General features: G+C 71.0%; 18 protein-coding genes, 1 tRNA gene and 1 pseudogene. 4 read left to right on the plus strand and 16 right to left on the minus strand.

The window, feature by feature from the left end; all coding sequences use genetic code 11:
* The first annotated feature begins 487 nt into the window (after nucleotides 1-487).
* On the plus strand, nucleotides 488-1,717 hold the full coding sequence (locus tag ACFY1E_RS20635; RefSeq protein WP_389078601.1) for a PP2C family protein-serine/threonine phosphatase: 1,230 nt from the start codon (nucleotides 488-490) through the stop codon (nucleotides 1,715-1,717).
* Between the two features lie 110 nt (nucleotides 1,718-1,827).
* On the opposite strand, the gene ACFY1E_RS20640 is transcribed toward ACFY1E_RS20635, so the two are convergent.
* Together ACFY1E_RS20640 and ACFY1E_RS20645 are read right to left on the minus strand one after the other, a co-directional pair.
* Nucleotides 1,828-1,901 (minus strand) — tRNA-Pro (locus tag ACFY1E_RS20640).
* A 110-nt stretch (nucleotides 1,902-2,011) separates the two neighbouring features.
* Nucleotides 2,012-3,460 carry an MFS transporter gene (locus tag ACFY1E_RS20645; RefSeq protein WP_389077882.1) on the minus strand — a complete coding sequence of 483 codons (1,449 nt, stop codon included), beginning with the start codon at nucleotides 3,458-3,460 and terminating at the stop codon, nucleotides 2,012-2,014.
* A gap of 237 nt (nucleotides 3,461-3,697) precedes the next feature.
* On the opposite strand from ACFY1E_RS20645, the gene ACFY1E_RS20650 reads away from it, so the two are divergent.
* Nucleotides 3,698-4,270 (plus strand): TetR/AcrR family transcriptional regulator, encoded by a 573-nt coding sequence (locus ACFY1E_RS20650; protein WP_389077885.1) that lies wholly within the window; start codon nucleotides 3,698-3,700, stop codon nucleotides 4,268-4,270.
* Nucleotides 4,271-4,407: 137 nt separating this feature from the next.
* On the opposite strand, the gene ACFY1E_RS20655 is transcribed toward ACFY1E_RS20650, so the two are convergent.
* From ACFY1E_RS20655 to ACFY1E_RS20670, 4 genes and pseudogenes are all read right to left on the minus strand, one after another.
* The gene (locus ACFY1E_RS20655) at nucleotides 4,408-5,478 is read right to left on the minus strand and encodes a DUF4037 domain-containing protein (RefSeq protein WP_389078603.1); all 1,071 of its coding nucleotides are present in this window, start codon (nucleotides 5,476-5,478) and stop codon (nucleotides 4,408-4,410) included.
* A 207-nt stretch (nucleotides 5,479-5,685) separates the two neighbouring features.
* Nucleotides 5,686-5,844, minus strand: a pseudogene (locus tag ACFY1E_RS20660) (nitroreductase family deazaflavin-dependent oxidoreductase); the annotation flags it as partial.
* Between the two features lie 107 nt (nucleotides 5,845-5,951).
* The gene (locus tag ACFY1E_RS20665; protein WP_389077887.1) at nucleotides 5,952-6,953 is read right to left on the minus strand and encodes an ABC transporter permease; all 1,002 of its coding nucleotides are present in this window, start codon (nucleotides 6,951-6,953) and stop codon (nucleotides 5,952-5,954) included.
* Nucleotides 6,954-7,005: 52 nt separating this feature from the next.
* Nucleotides 7,006-7,965 (minus strand): substrate-binding domain-containing protein, encoded by a 960-nt coding sequence (locus ACFY1E_RS20670; RefSeq protein WP_389078606.1) that lies wholly within the window; start codon nucleotides 7,963-7,965, stop codon nucleotides 7,006-7,008.
* A gap of 345 nt (nucleotides 7,966-8,310) precedes the next feature.
* Here ACFY1E_RS20670 and ACFY1E_RS20675 point away from each other — a divergent pair, with 345 nt between their 5' ends.
* The gene (locus tag ACFY1E_RS20675) at nucleotides 8,311-9,072 is read left to right on the plus strand and encodes an ATP-binding cassette domain-containing protein (RefSeq protein WP_389077889.1); all 762 of its coding nucleotides are present in this window, start codon (nucleotides 8,311-8,313) and stop codon (nucleotides 9,070-9,072) included.
* Nucleotides 9,073-9,149: 77 nt separating this feature from the next.
* Nucleotides 9,150-9,584 (plus strand): VOC family protein, encoded by a 435-nt coding sequence (locus tag ACFY1E_RS20680; protein ID WP_389077892.1) that lies wholly within the window; start codon nucleotides 9,150-9,152, stop codon nucleotides 9,582-9,584.
* A gap of 32 nt (nucleotides 9,585-9,616) precedes the next feature.
* Here the strand turns inward: ACFY1E_RS20680 and ACFY1E_RS20685 are convergent, their stop codons facing one another.
* From ACFY1E_RS20685 to ACFY1E_RS20730, 10 genes are all read right to left on the minus strand, one after another.
* Nucleotides 9,617-9,832: a hypothetical protein gene (locus ACFY1E_RS20685; protein ID WP_389077893.1), complete on the minus strand. Its 216-nt coding sequence runs from the start codon at nucleotides 9,830-9,832 to the stop codon at nucleotides 9,617-9,619.
* 321 nt (nucleotides 9,833-10,153) lie between these two features.
* Nucleotides 10,154-10,900: a PP2C family protein-serine/threonine phosphatase gene (locus ACFY1E_RS20690; protein ID WP_389077895.1), complete on the minus strand. Its 747-nt coding sequence runs from the start codon at nucleotides 10,898-10,900 to the stop codon at nucleotides 10,154-10,156.
* 145 nt (nucleotides 10,901-11,045) lie between these two features.
* Nucleotides 11,046-11,696: a LuxR C-terminal-related transcriptional regulator gene (locus ACFY1E_RS20695; protein ID WP_389077897.1), complete on the minus strand. Its 651-nt coding sequence runs from the start codon at nucleotides 11,694-11,696 to the stop codon at nucleotides 11,046-11,048.
* Between the two features lie 32 nt (nucleotides 11,697-11,728).
* A complete protein-coding gene (locus tag ACFY1E_RS20700) occupies nucleotides 11,729-13,066 on the minus strand; it encodes a sensor histidine kinase (RefSeq protein WP_389077900.1) in 1,338 nt (445 codons plus the stop codon).
* A 120-nt stretch (nucleotides 13,067-13,186) separates the two neighbouring features.
* Entirely contained in the window at nucleotides 13,187-13,972 is a 786-nt protein-coding gene (locus ACFY1E_RS20705; protein ID WP_389077901.1) for an alpha/beta fold hydrolase, read from the minus strand.
* A gap of 311 nt (nucleotides 13,973-14,283) precedes the next feature.
* On the minus strand, nucleotides 14,284-15,234 hold the full coding sequence (locus ACFY1E_RS20710; protein WP_389077904.1) for a catechol 2,3-dioxygenase: 951 nt from the start codon (nucleotides 15,232-15,234) through the stop codon (nucleotides 14,284-14,286).
* Nucleotides 15,231-16,343 (minus strand): 4-oxalomesaconate tautomerase, encoded by a 1,113-nt coding sequence (locus ACFY1E_RS20715; RefSeq protein ID WP_389077906.1) that lies wholly within the window; start codon nucleotides 16,341-16,343, stop codon nucleotides 15,231-15,233. Before ACFY1E_RS20715 ends, ACFY1E_RS20710 begins: the two co-directional genes overlap by 4 nt.
* Nucleotides 16,340-17,044, minus strand: a complete 705-nt coding sequence (locus ACFY1E_RS20720; protein ID WP_389077909.1) for a 4-carboxy-4-hydroxy-2-oxoadipate aldolase/oxaloacetate decarboxylase — start codon at nucleotides 17,042-17,044, stop codon at nucleotides 16,340-16,342. Before ACFY1E_RS20720 ends, ACFY1E_RS20715 begins: the two co-directional genes overlap by 4 nt.
* Nucleotides 17,041-17,790 carry a PIG-L deacetylase family protein gene (locus ACFY1E_RS20725; RefSeq protein ID WP_389077911.1) on the minus strand — a complete coding sequence of 250 codons (750 nt, stop codon included), beginning with the start codon at nucleotides 17,788-17,790 and terminating at the stop codon, nucleotides 17,041-17,043. Before ACFY1E_RS20725 ends, ACFY1E_RS20720 begins: the two co-directional genes overlap by 4 nt.
* Before the next feature lie 71 nt (nucleotides 17,791-17,861).
* A complete protein-coding gene (locus ACFY1E_RS20730) occupies nucleotides 17,862-18,512 on the minus strand; it encodes a GntR family transcriptional regulator (protein WP_389077913.1) in 651 nt (216 codons plus the stop codon).
* Nucleotides 18,513-18,658: the final 146 nt, after the last annotated feature.

The raw sequence follows: 18,658 nt of genomic DNA on the forward strand, positions 1-18,658 counted from the left end.
CCGGGGCGGGGGGGGGGCCCCCATACCCCCGCCCCCCCCCGCCGCGCGGCCGCGGGTGGGGGGTTGTATGGGGGGCCCGAGCCGGGGGGAGGCCACGGGCCACGGCCGCCGGGCGCGAGGAATCGCACTCCCCCCGGGTACGACATCCCCGCGCGGGACCGTCCTCGCGGCCCGGGGCGCGCGCCGGAGTGCGCCCCGGCTCGATGCCACCACGAGGACGATGACGAGTTCTGCAACGCCGGGCGGGTAGCCGGATTTCCGGTCCGAAATCCTCAGCCATGGCACCGGCAACACCGGCAGGTCGCATTTCGGCCTGCCCGTCCCGGAAGGTCGACGTCGCAGATATTCACACGCGCAACCACCGCTTCTTCAGTCGCGAGATTTCACGCGCCGCGCCCGTGGCCGGCCGTCCTCACCCGAGCGCACCGGCTCGAGGGAGCCTAGCGTGAGGGTGAGGGGGCGGCCGGAGGTGGTTGCGTTGCCGGAGATGGACTACGCGGCGTTGTTCGCCGGCACACCGAGCCCCTATCTGGTGCTGGGCCCGGACCTGGTCATCGTGGAGGTCAACCAGGCGTACCTGGACGCGACCGGCCGACTGCGTGGAGAACTGCTCGGCAAGCAGATCTTCGAGGCGTTCCCCGACAACCCCGCCGACCCCGAGGCGGACGGCGTGCGCAACCTCAGCGCCTCCCTGCACCGGGTGCTGGGCCAGCGGAAGCCGGACACCATGGCGCTGCAGAAGTACGACATCCCGGTCATGGAGGAGCCCGGAGTGTTCGAGGAGCGCTGGTGGTCCCCGATCAACACGCCGATCCTCGCCCCGGACGGGAGCGTCCAGTGGATCATCCACCGTGTGGAGGACGTCACCGCCTTCGTCCAGGCCCGCGTGGCCGGCAACCAGCCGCCCCTGCAGCAGCTGACCAAGCGTGAGGCGCTGGAGGCGGAGCTGTATGCACGCGCCCGTGAGCTGCAGCGGCTGAACGAGGAACTGCGGCGGGCCCACACCCGCGAACGCCAGGTGGCCGTCACCCTTCAGGAGGCCATGCTCCAGGTGCCCGACCTGGCCCGGCATTCGGACGTCGCGGTGCGCTATCTGCCCGCGACCGGGTCACTGAACGTGTGCGGCGACTGGTACGACATGGTCAACCTCTCCGACAGCCGGTTCGCGGTGGCGGTCGGCGACGTCGTCGGCCACGGCCTGGAGGCGGCCGCCGTGATGGGGATGCTGCGCAGTGCACTCAGTGCCGCGATCCGGGCACTGGAGTCACCGGCCCGGGCCCTGGAGGTGCTCGGCCTGTACGCACGGTCCGTCGACGGCGCCCTGAACACCACCGCCGTGAAGGCACTCGTCGACCCCCGCAGCCAGTTGATCATCTACAGCAACGCGGGACACCCGCCGCCGGTCCTGATGCACCCGGACGGCACCTGTGACCTGCTGGACAAGGCCACCGACCCGCCACTGGGAGCCCGGCCCCAGCACGTGCCCCGCCCACAGGCCGGTCAGCCCTACGAGCCCGGGGCCACCCTGGTGCTGTACACCGACGGTCTGATCGAACGGCGCGACGAGGACATCGAGAAAGGAATGGCCCGCCTGGTCGACGTCCTGCGTCTGCACCGCACCCTCGGCCCGGACCGCCTGGCCGACACCCTCCTGGCCCACCTCGGCGTAGCAGGCGGCGCCCACGACGACATCGCCCTCGTCATCGTCCGGCTGTGACCTTCCACCGCCACGTAACCCCGAACCCGGACCCCGCACAGAACAAGCCGGACCCACGCACAAAAGAAAGGGCCCTCACAGGCTCTCGCCTGCGAAGACCCTTCGCACCGTCGGGACGACAGGATTTGAACCTGCGACCCCTTGACCCCCAGTCAAGTGCGCTACCAAGCTGCGCCACGTCCCGGTGCGCTTCCCGCGGTGAACCACGGGATCGCGCAGGTCAACCTTACCGTACGTGCAGCGGTGTTCTGGCCGGGGCCGGTGGCCGACCCGGCAGTCCGGGTCGGCCCCGGGTCAGCCGCGGGTGCCGGATGCGGCCGCTTCCGGCTCGGCGGGGCTCCGGTCGGCGATCCGGGCCGGAGCGGTGAGGCGGGCCTTGCGGGCCGTCGGGACCAGCAGGGCCGCCAGCGCTGCGGCCAGGCACAACACCGCCAGCAGGGCGAAGCCGTGGGTGTAGCCGGAGGCGTACGGCAGGCCCGAGGGCTGGAGGTGGCCGGTGACCAGGACGCTGGTGACGGCGGCGCCGATGGAGCCGCCGATGGTGCGGATGTTGGCGTTCATGCCGGTCGCGGCGCCGGTCTGGGAGGCCGGGACGCTGCCGACGATCAGGTTGGCCATGGAGGCGAAGGCCAGTCCGATGCCGAGGCCGAACACGCCCGAGACGACGGCGACTTGCCACTGCGCGGAGTGCCAGAGGGCGAGCATGCCCAGGGCGAGGGCGCCGAGCGCGGCACCGGTGGTCAGGAGGGACTTCGCGCCCACCACGGGTTCCAGACGGCCGCTCAGGATGCCGGAGAGGAACATCGCCACCAGCATCGGCAGCATCAGCAGGCCGGAGGCCGTGACGCTCGCGCCGAAGCCGTAGCCCGCGACGGAGGGCGTCTGGACGAAGGCCGGCAGGAAGGACCAGAGCGCGTACATGCCCGCACCGAACAGCAGGGCGGCGGTGTTGGTGGTCCACACGGCGGGCAGCCGCATCACACGCAGGTCGATCAGCGGGGTGCGGGAGCGGGCCTCGGACAGCAACCACAGGACGAACAGGGCGACGGCCGCGGCGAACAGACCGATCACCTTCGCCGAGCCCCAGCCCCACTTGCTCGCCTGGCTCAGCGGCAGCAGCAGGGCCACCAGCCAGGCCGAGAGCAGGCCGGCGCCCAGCCAACTCACCTTGCCTTCGGCCCGGTTGGGGGACTCGGGCACATAGCGCAGCGCGATGAGCACGGTGGCCGCGACGACGGCGACCGGGATCCAGAACAGCCAGCGGTAGTCGAGTGCGGACACGATGGGTCCGGCCGCGACGATGCCGACGCCGCCGCCCGCGGCGATCACCGCTGACAGGTTGCTGATGCTGCCGCTGACCCGGGACGGGGCGAACTCGTCCCGGATGATGCCGAAGGAGAGCGGGAAGAGCGCGCCGCCGACGCCCTGGACGACCCGGGCGACGATCAGGACGCCGATGCTCGGGGCGAGCGCGGCGAGCAGACAGCCGAGCAGCACGACGAACAGGACGGCGACCAGGGTGCGCTTCTTGCCGATCAGGTCGCCGACGCGGCCGAGGATCGGGGTGAAGACCGAGGCGGACAGCAGATAGGCCGTCATCACCCAGGTCGCGGTGGACTGGGAGGTGTGCAGCGCGTGCTGGACGGTCGGCAGGGCCGGCGCGATCAGCGACTGCAGCATGGCGAACACACCGGCGCCGGTCGCGAGGACCGCGAAGGTGAGACGGGTGGACTTGCGGGGCATGAAGGGCCTCTCCGAACGAGCGGGGTGCGGCCGAGGTTCTCGGGCCACGGTCGTGCGGACCCGGAGCGCCGCTGGGCGGGTTCGGGCACGCCGACGGCCGCGGTGAGCGGTCGCGGAAAGGTGGTGGACGTACCGTCCACTGGTAAAGTGGAGGAGTACCTCCACTCTAACGGAGGCACACCTCCGGTTCAAGTACCGGAGGCATTCCTCCGTATCGATCCAGCTCTGGAGGCACCCGTGACGTTCCCCGTCGGCGAGATCGTGGCGTCCCGGCGGCCGCACCGTAAGGACGCCGCCCGCAACTACGACGCCCTGCTGGACGCGGCCCGGGAGGCGTTCGCGGAGCACGGCTCCGATGCCTCCCTGGAGGACATCGCGCGTCGTGCGGGCGTGGGCATCGGCACGCTCTACCGCAATTTCCCGACCCGCCGCGATCTGTTCGAAAGCGTCTACGCGAGCGACGTCAACGAGCTGTGCCGGGTCGCGCAGGAGGTCGCCGGGCTGGAGCCGTGGGAGGCGCTGACGGCCTGGCTGCGCCGGTTCGCGGGATACATGGTGACCAAGCGGGCCGTCCGCGAGGCCCTCAACGACGAGTCCGAGATCTTCCAGGCCTGCCGGGAGTCGATGTACGCGGCGGGCGGGCCGCTGTTCGAACGGGCGCAGGCGGCGGGCGAGGCACGCAAGGACATGGACTTCGTCGACCTGCTGCGGATGGTGGCCGGCATCACGGCCACGGCCTTCGACGACGACGGCCAGCGCGATCGCGTCCTGGCGATCGCCCTGGACGGGGTGCGCACCCCCGTCCGCTGACGCCGGTGCCGCTCCCCCGCTCTGGTGGCGACCGGCGGTGCTCGCTACGCACGGGCATGCCGGCCACAGCGGGTACGCGCGCTGCTCGCACCTCCTCCGGCGCGGCGGACGCTGCCGTTCGTCGGATCGCCCGGCGGTCAGGCGGGGAGGCCCGGTCCGGCGATGTAGCGGATACGACGGTCGGTGTGGTTCCGGTCGGTGACCTCGGTGCTGTCGACGTACTGGTCGATCGCACCGACCGGGGGCAGTGCGCGCAGGGCGGGATCGCCGATGGAGGCGATCAGGGCATCGGTGAAGCGATGGGCGTCCAGCACCAGGAACGGCCTCGTGTGGAAGTGACGGACCTTCACGTCAAGGGGTTCGGTCAGCCCGAGGCTGTTGTGCATGCCCGCGGCCAGCTCGTACGCCGGGGAGAGGTACTGCTCGCGTTCCTGCCAGCTGCGCGCCGCCAACGCGCCCGCCAGGAGCGGGGTGAGTTCCGCGGCGCAGGGCAGTGCGGAGAAGGCGCTGCCCAGCCACTTGCTGTAGGGCGGGTAGACGCGGTGCATCAGGAGGCACAGCTTCATCAGGTCGCGCACCTGCCGGGCGGCGACCACCGCGGAACCCAGGTCGTCGCCGACCTCGCCGCAGCGCCCGACGAACGGTTCTTCCTGGGACAGGCGCATCCACTGGCAGGCCAGCACATAACGCCACACGTCATCGGGATACCAGGCGAGAACGGCACGGTAGGACTCGAGCAGGCCGAGGCCGTCGTGGAAGACCGCGCCGCCGGTCAGTTCCCGTAGCAGTTGCGTCGGAATCATGAGCCACTCACGCACCGACAGTCCCTGAGCCGGGTCGGCGCCGAGCTGCTCGGTGAAGAAGGCCTGCAGATCGTTGGTGTGCACCCAGTGCCGGGGCGGTGTGCCGTCGGGAAAGGAGAACCGAACCGGGTAGCCGTGAAACGCCTCCGGCAGCCGCCGGTCGAGCTCCGCCTCCAGGTGCTGCGCCCGGGCCCGGAAGTCCTCACCGGCGAGGAACACCTCCAGGCGCGGCCCCCAGGCGTGGTCGGTGGAGCGTACGGTGTCGAAACCCTGCACCTCGGAGCCGTAGCCGATCAGCGCCGCCGAGTACGCCACGCCGTGCAGCACGTCGTCCAGGATCGGGGCGACGACCTCCCTGTGGAACAGCTCGGCCAGCTCGAGACCGGGAAGAAAGCGACGCGTCACGCCCGCCACCCTGACAGAACCACATGGTGGCCGGCCAACGGTTATCAGCGGCCTCCCCCCGGCTCGAACCGTACGGGCCCCGCAGCACTTCGTCCCGGAGTTCCGCGTCAGGCTCAGTCCTGCGGTGTGAGCAGGACGATCGGGATTTTCGCGGCCGGTCTTCCGGGCGTTCTCGTCGTACAGCGGGAAAATGCGCGCCGCCCGAGGCCACAGAAGCTCACGTTCGGCCGGGGAGGCGACGCGGGCGCGAGCGGTGAGACGGCGGCCGCCGACCTGCCTGCCGGCGCTCGGGTGCGCCTGGAGGTTCTTGAACACCCAGTCCGACTGCGAGTCGGTGGCGCGGTCGAGGTCATCGGCGACGGCCATGACGGAGGGTCCTCTCTGGAGCGGAAATCCGGCATCCCTGGGACGGAGCCGGCGCAGGGTTCTCGACACGCCCCCGAGCCCGGTCGCCGAACGGTTGCGCGTCGGCGTCAGCGGGCGGATCCCCTGCGCAGGACCTTGTCGACGGCGACCGTGACGACGACGAGCGTCCCGGTGGCGACGTCCTGGTAGAGGCTGTCGATGCCCGCCTGGGTGAGGCCGGAGCGGAGCACGGTGACGATCAGTGTTCCGATGAGCGTTCCGGCGACGCTTCCCCGGCCGCCGAAGAGGCTCGTCCCGCCGATGACGACGGCCGTGATGCTCTCCAGATTCGCCGTCTGGTAGGAGTTCGGGTCGGCGTTGGGGATACGACCGAGGGCCTGCCAGGCGGCGATGCCGTAGAGGAGACCGGCGGTGACGTATACCGACAGGACCGTGCGCTGCACGTTGATGCCGGTCAGGCGGGCGGACTCGGGGGCGTTGCCGACGGCGTAGATGTGCCGGCCCCAGGCCGTCTTGGCGAGGCCGTACCAGAAGAACGCGTACAGGCCCACGAGCAGGAACGTCCCCCAGGTGACGAGAACGCTGCCGACGTGGACGCCGTTGCCCCAGAAGACGAGCAGATCGTCGGTGACCGGATAGCTGCGGGAGTCGGAGTAGAGCCTGGCCACGGCGTAGATGACGGTCAGCGCGCCCAGCGTCACGATGAAGGGAGGCAGGCCCAGGCGGGCCACGAGCAGGCCGTTGACCAGCCCGAGGACGGTCGCCGTGAGCAGGCCGAGCAGCAGCGCGCCCGCGGAGCCGCGCCCCTCGAAGACGAGCTTGGCCATGACGAGCGTGCCGAGGACCGCGATGGCTCCGTTCGCCAGGTCGATGCCCGCGGTGAGAATGATCAGGGTCTGGCCCAGCGCCAACGTGCCGATCACGATGGACTGCTGCAGCACCAGGGCGAGGTTCTCCGGTGTCAGGAAGGTGTCCGTCGCGACCGAGAAGACCAGTACGGCGACGGCCAGGGCCGCGAGGGGGCCGACGGTCGGTGTGCGCAGGGCGTACCGCAGTGCGTCCCGCAGCGCGGTGCCCGGCTCGCCCTCGGTGGCAGCACTGGTGGTCACGGGTGATCTCATGATCCGTTACTGATCCCTTCGCCCGGTCGGCGCCCGGAGGTCACCCCCAGCAGTGCCGGAGTCCCCAGCCGGTGTCGCGGGACGCCAGCCCGTGCACCGGCTTGTCGGTGATGAGTTGTGTGCCCGTGTCCGTGAACCCGGACGGTTTCTTCCCGTGCCTGACGAAGTCGGTGACCGCGGCCACGCCCAGGTCGGCCATCCTGACCGGGAACTGCATGACGGTGGCCGCGTACTTGCCGGCCCTGACGTCGCGCACGCCCGCGCATCCGCCGTCGATGGAGCCGACGGTCACCCTGCCGCTCAGACCGCGTGCCGCGAGGGCCGTGTAGGCGCCGTCGGCCACCGGTTCGTTGATGGTGTAGACCGAGTTCACGTCGCTGGTGCGCTGCAGCAGGTTCTCCATCGCGGTCTGCCCCCGGTTGCGGTCGCCGTTGGTGATCGCCCGTCCGCGGATCGCCGGTGAGTCGTCCTTGATCCCGAAGCCGCTGAGGAAGCCGTCGTGGCGCTGCCGGCTGACCGTGGAACCCTCCGTGCCGTCGAGCATGAACAGCTTGGGGGCCCGGCGGCCGAGCACAGCCCTGACATAGGCGCCCTGAAGGCGTCCGGCCTTGAAGTTGTCGGTCGCGTACGTGGCCGCCGCCGCGTTCTCCGGGTCCGTCGCGGTGTCCAGCGCGATCACCAGGATGCCCTGCCGACGGGCCTCGGCGATGGCACCGAGGATGCCCGTCGTGTTCGACGGGGTGATCATGATGCCCCGCACATGGCGGGCGATGAGGCTCTCCACCGCGTCGACCTGGCCCTCGTTGTCGCCGTCGAACTTGCCGGACAGGGCGATGAGCTCGGCGCCCTTCTTCTTCGCCGCAGCCTGGGCCGCCTCGCGCAGAGCCACGAAGAACGGATTGGTCTCCGTCTTGGTCACCAGACCGATCGTGACCTTCCCCGTCCCCTCGCCGCCCGTGGAGGCCTGGTTTCCGCCGCAGGCCGCGGAGCCGAGCAGCATGGTTCCCACCAGGAGGAGCGTCGGCCCCGCGCGCGAACTCCGTGGCCGACCGCGCCTGCGGACGGTGCAGTGGTGTGCCATCGGTGACACCCTCCTCCGGCCGGGCCCAACGTCGTGGAAGCCCCAGCGATCTACACCGCGTGCCCAGTTTGTTCATACATATCGCACTGTGTCGCTTCAGTCTCCTCTCCAGGCGGGCGCGGCCGGCCACGCCGTTCGGACGGGTTCATGCCTTCTGCATTGCATACGTCTGGAAGGGGACGAAAGATGGTGATCGGAACAGGGCCGGGGTTCCACCGGGGCCGTGCGGCGTCAACGCGGTCGCGCGGAGAAGGCGAGGTGCGCGTGACTGGGCCGCCGCTGCTCGCGCTGCACGGGATCTCCAAGCGGTTCGGCGCCGTCCAAGCCCTCAAGGATGTCGACCTGGAGGTCCACAAGGGCCAGGTCGTCGCCCTTCTGGGTGACAACGGTGCCGGCAAGTCCACCCTGATCAGGGTCATCTCGGGGGTGGATCCCCCTGACAAGGGCGTCATCGAGTGGGAGGGACGGGCCGTCCAGATCAGGACTCCCCGGATCGCCCAGCGCCTGGGCATCGCGACCGTGTACCAGAACCTGGCACTGTGCGACGACCTCGATGTCGCCGCGAACCTCTTCCTGGGCCGGGAGCGGCGGTGCTCCGGCGCCCGGGGCCGCCTGTTCCGGTCGATGGACGACAGCGGGATGCGCAGGGAGGCACGCGGGCAGCTCGACACGCTGGGCATCCGCGTCCCCGACCTGCGTGCTCCGGTCGCTTCACTGTCCGCGGGCCAGCGGCAGACCGTCGCGATCTCCCGCGCGCTCCTCGGCCGGCCGAAGGCCGTGCTCCTGGACGAGCCCACCGCGGCGCTCGGCATCGCACAGGCCAGTCACGTCCTCGACCTCGTCGAGGAGCTCCGCGAGCAGGGCATCGGAGTGATCCTCATCAGTCACAACCTGGGAGACGTCAAGGCGGTCGCGGACGAGGCGGCGGTCCTGCGACTCGGCTGCAACAACGGCTTCTTCCATGTGCCGACCTCCCCGCAGGACCGGATCTTCTCCGCCATCGTCGGCGCCACGAGCAACTCCTGACGCCCTCTCACCCGTACTGCGCCCACCTGCGGACCCGACGGGGATCAAGCAGATGATCACCCTGCTATGGTGCGCCGATGTCATCGGTCAAGCAGTTCCAGGTCACCTTCGACTGTGCAGAACCCGAGCGCGTCGCCCGCTTCTGGTGCGAGGTTCTGGGGTACGTCGTACCGCCGCCGCCCGAGGGGTTCACCACTTGGGACGATTTCGGCCGCTCGCTGCCGCCCGAGCGTCAGGGTGCCTCGTTCGCCTGCATGGATCCCACGGGGGTCGGCCCGCGCATGTACTTCCAGCGCGTCCCCGAGGGCAAGGTCGTCAAGAATCGCGTGCACCTCTGCGTGCGAGCGGGTACCGGCCTCGTGGGCGAGGAGCGCCTCGCCACCCTCGAGGCGGAGTGCGCACGACTGGTCGCGCTCGGTGCGGCGCGCGTGCGTCTGCTGCGCGCCGACGGCGTCAACGAGTCGTGCATCGTGATGCAGGACATCGAGGGCAACGAGTTCTGTCTCGACTGAGTGGCCGCTCGGCGTCTGCCGGGCGGTGGCTGCTAGTCGGTCCCGCTCTGCAGGATGCGGCGGGCCGCTTCGGCCTCTGCTGCCGGCGGTGACAGTTCGTCGAGGGTGTCGAGTTCGTCGTCCGCTTCGAGTTCCTGTTCCCAAGCCGCCGCAAGGCGTTCTTGCTCCTGGCGCGACTTGGCGCCGACGGCCTCGCGCTGCTCGGGGCCCAGGGCTGCCAGGAATCGTCCGACCGGGTCCGTGCGCATACGGTGCTCCTTGCCGCAGGAAGAGATGCCCCCTGTCCCAGCATGACTGAACGTCGCCCCGTCGGCCGCTCGGCATTGCTCAAGCAACAGCCCATCTGTGCCCTGCCACTGGCGGACGCTGTCTGCGGACGTGGCGGCGCGGTAGACGGGGTGCACGACAGCAAGGACCGTGGCCCTCGCCACCCATGTCCGGAAGGGTTGGTCCGGCCGTACAGAGCTTGGCCGGTCCGCCCGGCGACGCCGCCATCAGAGCCGATCAAGGCGGGCGCCTGCCGGCGAGAAGTACGGCCTCAGCCGTGAGGATCACGCTCTGCAGCGGGATCATCCGTCCTCCTCGACCCGTACCACCGCCAGCGTGATGTTGTCGGGCCCGCCCGCCTCGATCGCGGCCTTCCACAGCTCGAAGGCAGCCCGGCCGTCGTCGTGGTCCCTCAGCAGTTCCTCGATGACGTCCGTCGTCAGCGGGTCGGTCAGGCCGTCCGTGCAGACGAGGTAGCGGTCGCCGGGTGAGTGGGGCGCCGTCGTCACATGGGGGCTGACGGCCCGGTAGTCGGGGCTGCCGCCCAGGCACTGGGTGACCAGGGACGTGGTGCGCCGGCCGGGGGCGAGCGGTGGGCTGTCGTCGACGCTCACCTGGCGCAGGCCGTCGCGGGAGGCGGCGAGGACCCGGCTGTCGCCCACGTTGAAGATCAGCAGCGAGCCGGGGCGTACGACGATGCCGGCCACCGTCGTCCCCATGGCGGTGAGCTCGCTGCCCTCCGCCGCGGCCTGGTACACGGCACGGTTGCAGGCGTTCAGGGCGGCGCGGACGGCGTCCTCGTCGTCCAGGGCTGGGCCGACGGAGGCGATCCGGCGGGCGACCAGGGCGCTGGCCACGTCGCCGCCGGGATGGCCGCCGAGCCCGTCGGCGACGGCGACGACCAGGGGCGTTCCGAGGGGGAAGACCAGGGTCTGCGGGCTCTCGGTCACGGTGGCGCACAGGGTCCACGGTCCGACGACGAGGCTGTCCTCGTTCCGCTCGCGCAGCAGCCCGGGATGGCTCACCGCGCTCACTGCGACGTACGGCATGGGGCGTCACCGCCTTCCCGCACCAGACGCACCGGACGCACCGGACGCACCAGGACACACAAGGACGCACCGCCGGAGGGCTCGCTTCCGCTGCAAGTCTAGAAGCGGTTCGGTGTCTCTGCTGGTCAGGAGTCCTCTCCAGGCGTCAGCCCCACGCACCCAAGTAGCGCAGCACCGCCAGGACCCGCCGGTTCGCGTCCTCCGAGGCCGTAAGGCCCAGCTTGCCGAAGACGGCGGCCACGTGTTTCTCCACCGTGCCGGCCGACACCACCAGGGTCTGCGCGATGGCGGCGTTCGACCTGCCCTGCGCCATCAGGGCCAGCACCTCGCGCTCGCGTGCCGTCAGTGTTTCGAGGTCCTCGCCCCGGCGGCCGGCACCGGCGAGCTGGGTGACGACCTCGGGGTCGAGGGCCGTCCCGCCGGCCGCCACCCGGGTCAGGGCGTCGGTGAACTCGGCCACGTTCGCGACCCGGTCCTTGAGCAGATAGCCCACGCCGGCCGAACCCTCGGCCAGCAGCCTCGTCGCGTACTTCGTCTCGATGTACTGGGAGAACAGCAACACCCCGGTCCCGGGATGCTCCCGCCGGATGTCGATGGCGGCGCGCAGGCCCTCGTCCGTGTGGGTGGGCGGCATACGGATGTCGACGACGCCGACGTCCGGCCGGTGTTCGGCGACGGCCGCCCGCAGGCCCTCGGCGTCGCCCACGGAGGCGCACACCTCGTGGCCGCGCTCGGTGAGCATCTGGGCCAGCAACTCCCGCAGTACGGCGGCGTCCTCGGCGATCACGACACGCATACCGGAATGCTCCCTCACCTCTCGGCTCCCCCTCACGCATGCAGCGGCAGTGCGACCGTCACCGCCGTCGGCCCGCCCTCCGGGCTGCTGACGTGCAAGGTGCCGTCGACCGTGCGTACCCGCTGCAGCAGACCCGTCAGACCACTGCCCGCTCCGGGCTCCGCGCCCCCGCGTCCGTCGTCGGTCACACACAGCCGCAGCAGGCCCTCCTCCTGGGAGACGCGCAGGACCGCCCGCCGGGCGCCGCTGTGCTTGATGACGTTGGTGAGCAGTTCGGCGGCGCAGAAGTAGGCGATGGTCTCGATCGCCGGGGTGGGCCGTTGCGGGACGTCGACGGCCAGTTCCACGGGTACGGTGCTGCGGGCCGCCAGCGTGGCGAGTGCGTCGGGCAGGCCGTCGTCCAGTACCGGCGGATGGATGCCACGGGCCAGGTCGCGCAGCTCGCTGAGGGCTTCTGTGGCGTTGGTGTGCGCGGTCTCGATCAGCCGGCGCAGCCGCCCGGGGTCGGCGACCGGTTCGCCCTCCGCGCCCAGCCCCTCCCTCGCCATGTCGAGGCTCATGGCCAGCGCGACGAGCCGTACCTGCGCCCCGTCGTGCAGGTCCCGCTCAAGCCGGCGCAGCAGGGCCGCGGAGTCGTCGACGGCCAGGGCGCGGGTCTCCTCCAAGGTCCTTACCCGCTGGGCGAGTTCGCTGGGTCCCAGCAGGGCACGCACCAGCCGGCGGTCCACGGCGACGATGCCGCGGGTGACCCACGGCGCCGCGAGCAGCGTCGCCGCACCGATCGCGGCGGCGACGAAGGTCCCCGCGAAGGTGGTGCTGTGCGGGGCACCTCCGCCGACCGGGGCGGGCGTGACGGTCGGCATGCCTTCCCCGCCGGGGTGCGGACGCTGCCCGAAGGCGGCCCAGCGCAGCGGAGCGGACAGATCGAGCAGGCCGGTCAGCCACCACCCCACGGCATACAACTGCAAGGCGGCGACGGGCAGTTTGACCAAGGTGTACGCCACCGAGCGCCATCCGGCGGCGTCCCGTAACCGCGCGTCGAGCCGCGCGAACGCCTTGCCCTTGGGCCGTGGCGTCGGCGGCACCGCCACCTGCTCCCCCAGCAGCCCCGCCGCCAGCCGACGATGCACGGCGGCGAAGGCACGCGCGAGCCCGGTCGAGCCGACGACGAGCAGCAGCCCCAGCACGGCACCGACGAGGGAGACGGTGAGCCCGGCCCCGAGGGCAAGCACCACGAGCACTAGTACGAACCCGACAAGGGCAATCGGAAACCCGACCAGACAGTACGCAACCTCGGCCCGGGCCCGAGCCGTGAACGGCGCCCGCAGCGCGGCCCGCAGCCGCGCCGCCCCCGTATGTGTGTCCTGCATGATCCCAGTGTCCCGTCGCCGCTGCCGACCAACAGCCGCGCGTCACGCCCGCCGAGCAGTCGACCGTCCACCCGAACACGGCAGCCACGTAGGAACACAGCAGCCCCCCGGGTCCGGGCTTCAGCGCTTGGCGGTGGCCGCGTCCAGGATGACGTCGGCGATCCGTGCGGGCTGTTCGACCAGCAGGAGGTGTCCGGCGTCGGGCACGGTGACCGTCCGGATCTGCGGGCAGGCCTCCAGCCCACGCCGCTCGACGTCCGTCAGGCCGACCTCGTCGTGGTCGCCGCGCACCACCCAGGCCGGGACGGCGGCCTCGCACAGCCGTGGGACCAGTGCCGGATACCGGTCCAGGTATTCGTAGTAGCGCCGCACGATGCGGCGGCAGGTGGCCGGGTCGTTGTGGGCCATGTCCGCCGCCAGCGCCTCGGCACGGTGTGCGGGCATTTCGCGTTTCATGGCCTTGGGCAGCATCTTCAGCATGGCGGTCCAGGCCGCGATGCCGAGCCCGGGCACCCGCCCGACGGCGTTCATCGCCGCCAGGAACTTCGCCTCGTCGCCGCGCGAGAAGGTCGGAGAGAGCAGCACCAGCGGCCCGCGGAACAGGCCCGCCGCCGCCATCTCGATCACGACGTTCGCGCCGAGGCTGTGCCCGACGGCCACGTCGCAGCCCGCTTCGGTGGCGAAGTCCGCCATCAGCCGGGCGTAGTGCTCCATGGTCACGTCCTCGGGAGCCGTGGTCCCGCCGAATCCGGGCATCGTGACGGCGACCAGCCCCAGTCCGGCCAGCGCCGGTTCGGCCATCACGTCCGCGTAGAACTCGGTCGAGCACAGCCCGCCCGGAATCATCAGCACCCGGTGCGACGCCTGCTCCGGCCCCGCACGCCGGACATCCCACTGCTCGCTCATACTCCGAGCCTGACGCCGGACGCCCGCCCCCGCATCCGCTGCGGCGGCCGGCGCCCGTCCTCCTGCCCCTACACGGGGGTACGGCCGCTGGTCAGTGGGCGGCGACCAGCTCCTGGCCGGTGCTGCTCGGGGTGCCGGACTCCGGGCTGCGCAGTGCCGCGATGCCGATGAAACCGACGGCGGTGGCGCGGGTGTCTGCCGGGCAGCAGACCGCCGAGGCCGACGCCCGCCAGGGTCCGGCCGAGACCGGAAGACCGGGACGCAGCCGGAGACCGCGTAGATCCGCGAGGCAGGCAGGGCGGCAGCACCTCTCAGGCGACCAGCGGTGTCCCGTGCGTGTGGAACGACTCGATGGTCTTGAGTCCCCAGGCCTGCCCCTTCTTGCGCTCCTCCTCGGTCCAGGTGATCAGCGGCCAGTCGGGCGCGAGCACGAGGCGGGTGAGCGGGTTGCACAGCTCGATGCGGTTGCCGCCCGGCTCGTAGACGTACAGGAAGAAGGTCTGCTGGATGGCGTGCTTGTGCGGGCCCGTCTCGATGAACACGCCGGTGTCGATGGCGAGATCGGCGGCGCGCAGGATGTCCTCGCGGGTGTCGGTGGCGAAGGCGATGTGGTGCAGCCGCCCGGTGGAGCCGGTCCAGTCCTCGGTGTAGACGACGTCGTACGACTTGTTCGTGTACGTCAGCCAACGCGCCGCGACCCGGCCGGAGTCGAGCCGGATCTGCTCGGTCGCCCGCGCCCCCAGCACGTGTTGCTGGAACTCGGCGCCGGCGAGCACGTCGGCCGCGAGGAAGTTGATGTGGTCCAGTCGCCGCACCCCGACGCCCCGGTTGGGCTTGGCCTGCGGCTGGTTCTTCAGTGCGGGCCTGAACTCCGTGGGGGCCCGGTAGTGCTCGCTCTCCCAGTACAGGGCGTGCTCGTGGCCGTCCGGGTCGGTCGTCAGGTAGAGCCTGCCGAGGCCGGGTTCGTCCTCGACCCACTTGCCGGAGCCGCCCGCCTCCTCGATCGCCTTGACACGGCGTTGGAGGGCCTCCTCGCTCGAGGTGCGCAGGGCGAGCCGGCCGAGGCCGGGCTGTTCACGGGCGGTGAGAACCAGGCTGTGATGCTCGTAGTCGTCGAAGGTCCGCAGATAGACCGTGTCGCCGTCCCGGCCGTTGACCGTGAGGCCGAGGTAGTCGGTGAAGAAGGCGACGCTGGCGTCCAGGTCCGGGGTGAAGAGCTGGGCGTGGCCGATGTGGGCGATGTCGCCGAGCGGCGGGGTCATCGGTGACCTCCTTCGGGGTGCGGGGGGACGGGTGCCGTCTCGGCGGAGCGTGGGAAGACGGTGCCGTCGAAGATCTTGCGGGCCGTGCGGACGACGGCGGTACGGCGGGCGGCGGGCAGTCCGTCGGGACCGGTGGTGAGGCTGCTTTCGATGTCCAGGAATCCGGTGGGGTGTTCGATACGGATACGGTCGCTGCCGGCATCGAGCTGTGCGAGTTCCGAGGCCACGCCGCCCTCGATGCGCAGGCCCGCGGCCACACTGGCGGCGCCGAGCACACCGATCGACGTATGGCAGCGCACCGGGATGAAGGTGCGGGTGGAGATCGCGCCGCCGTCCCGGGGCGGGGCGAGGAGGGTGAGCTTGGGCACGGTGGTGTCCGAGACATCACCGAGGCCCATCAACCGGCCTGCTTCCAGGCGGATTTCATGCAGCCGGGCGGCGAGCGCGAGGTCCTCCTCCAGGTCCTTGGGCGACTCGTGGCCGGTGACCTTGAGGGACGAGGCCGCGACGAGCACCGTCGGCATGCCGTTGTCCACGCAGGTGACGGGGGTACCGCCGATGTCGTCCCGGACCTTGCCGGTGGGCAGCAACTTCCCTGCTCCGGAGGGGAATTCGATGACCACGGGTGCAGCCGTCCCCGGCACGCCCGAGATCTCGGCGTCTCCCGTGTAGTCGACGCGACCGCCGGGGGTCGGGAAGGTCGCCGTGGCGAAGTCGCCGGTGTTGACCATGCGGATACGGACGGAGGTCTCCTCCTCCCCCGCCGCCACGAGCCCGCGCTCGACGGCGAAGGGGCCGATGCCGGCGAGGATGTTCCCGCAGTTCTGACGGGTACTCACCGTTGGCTGGTCGACGGCGACTTGGAGGAAGAGGTAGTCGACGTCGGCGCGCGGATCGGTCGAGGCGGACACCACGGCCACCTTGCTGGTGAGCGGATGTGCGCCGCCGAGCCCGTCGATCTGCCGTTCGTCGGGGCTGCCCATGATGCGCAGCAACAGCGCGTCGCGCAGTGCGGGTTCCGCGGGAAGGTCGTCGGCGAGGAAGTAGGCGCCCTTGGAGGTACCGCCCCGCATCAGCAGACAGCGGACCTCCTCGGGCCCACCGGTCACGGCCGCTCCCCCACGTACTCCTCGTACGTCCGGTACTCGACGCCGAGCCGCTCGAGGGTCCCCCTCAACCCGTAGCGGTCCAGGCCGAGTTGGCCGCCGAGGAAGGCGGCGCGGGTGGCCGCCTCCTTGGCCTCGCGGGCCTCCGCCTTCTCCGCCGTCTCGCGGGCGCGTTCACGGGGGATGACGACCACCCCGTCGTCGTCGGCGAGAATCACGTCGCCGGGGCGGATCACCTGACCGTCGATGGCGATCGGCACATTGACCGAACCGCCGGTGGCCTTGACCGTGCCCTGCGAGGAGACGGCCCGGGACCAGGCGGCGAAGCCCATCTCACGCAGCTCCTGGGTGTCACGGATGCCCGTGCTGAGGACGACACCGCGCACGCCGCGGTGGGTCAGGGCGGTCGCGAACAGCTCGCCGAACAGGCCGTCCGTACAGGGCGAGGTGGTGGTGACGACCAGGATGTCGCCCTCCCCGCACTGCTCGACGGCCGCGTGGATCATGAGGTTGTCGCCGGGCCAGCCGATCACGGTGACGGCCGTACCCGCGACTCGTACGCCCTGCTGGATCGGGCGGATCTCCGGTCCCAGGAGGCCGGTGCGGCCCATCGCCTCGCTGACCGTGGCCACGCCGAAGCCGGCCAGCGCCTCGACGTCCTTCGCAGCCGCCTTCGGCGGGTTGGTGACGATCACGCCACTCATGCCAGCTCCTTCGCGATCTGCGGGAACGGCCGCATGTACGCCTCGGCCATGGTGGCGTGCGCGAGGCCCAGGTTCGGGCCGGCGTTCCGTTTGAGCTGGACGCCGCGGCGGACGGCGAGGTCGGTGTAGTACGCCCACAGGTGCTGCTGGGCGGCCAGGCACTCCATGGCCTGGCGCTTGGTGTCCCACACCTCGGTGATGTCGAGGAGGACCTCGGGCCTGAAGCCGCTCATCTCGGGCTGGTGCGGCTCGAAGTAGAAGACGGGCGGGGCTCCGATGATGTCTCCTTCGCCCGGGTAGCCGATGGCCTGGGCGAGGATGCGGGCCTGAAGCGCCATGCGGTTGGCGACCGGGTGGTCGCCGTTGTACGGGTCCTCGACCGGGTGGGTGAGGACCACGTCCGGCTGGGTCTCGCGGTAGACGGCGACGAGTCGGTCGGTCAGCTCGGCGGTGGGGATGAGCGGGTAGTCGCCGGCGTCGAAGAAGCGGACCTCGGCGCCGAGGGTGGCGGCGGCGCGCTCGGCCTCGTCCTGGCGTATCGCCTTGATCTCGTCGAGCTTCCTGCCCTCGCGCCACGCCTTGGCGGACTCGCCGCGCTCGCCGAAGGTCAGACAGGCGATGGTGACCTTCTCCCCGCGGGCGGCGGCCAGGGCGATGGCGCCGCCCGCCCGCCACACGAAGTCCCCGGCATGCGCCGTGACGACGAGGGTGGACCGCGGGGAGGCGGGCGCGTTGGCCTGGGTCATGCTGCAATCTCCCAATGTCTTGGTGACAGATGGGCGCCCGCCCCTTCCAGCGGTTCCCGGCCGCGCGGCGGTCAGTCGCGCAGCGCCTCGATCACGCTGGTGAGGTGGGCGCGGACGGCCGTCTCGGCCGCCTGCGGGTCCCTGGACCTGATCGCCTCGATCATCGCCAGGTGCTCGCCCAGGGAGTGCTGCGGACGCCCCGGGCGCAGCGCCAACTGGAAGCGGTGGCGCACCAGTTGGGCGTTGAGCCGCTCCAGGAGGTCCACGGCGGTCCGCTGGCCGGAGAACTCGCGCACCTTGGCGTGCAGTTCCTGGTTGAGCTCGGAATAGGTCACCGGCTCCCCGTCGGCCACGGCTTTGGTCATCGCCGTGCCCAGCTCCGTCAGCTCGGCGAGCTGCTCGTCGCCGGCGGCGACGGCGGCCTTCGCCGCGCACAGCCCTTCGAGGACCATCCGGCACTCGGTGATCGCGACCGCTTCCTCCACGGTCACCACCCGCACCCGCGAGCCGCGGTTGCGGATCCGCTCGACGAGGCCCTGGGCCTCCAGATCGATGAGTGCCGCGCGGATGCTGGCCCGTGTCACACCGAACTGCTCGGCGAGCTCGTTCTCCACCAGCCGCTGTGCCGGTGCCATCTCGCCGTGCAGGATCGCCTGCCGCAACTGCGCGAGTGCATGCTGTTTGGCCTGCTCTCCGGTGCTCGGACGGGCTTCCGTCGGCATCGCTGCCCTCCCTGAGTGGGTGCCCGTCGAACCTAAATCCAGTCAGACAAGATTGTCAACAATTTCGTTCGCCACATTGCGGGCACAGTTCGACTTCCCTTGCGTGAGGGACTGAGGAGGTGCGGGAGCACGTCGCCGTCGTCCCG

Origin of the sequence: Streptomyces sp. NPDC001604 (genome assembly GCF_042893475.1) — a bacterium.
Classification (GTDB): Bacteria; Actinomycetota; Actinomycetes; order Streptomycetales; family Streptomycetaceae; genus Streptomyces.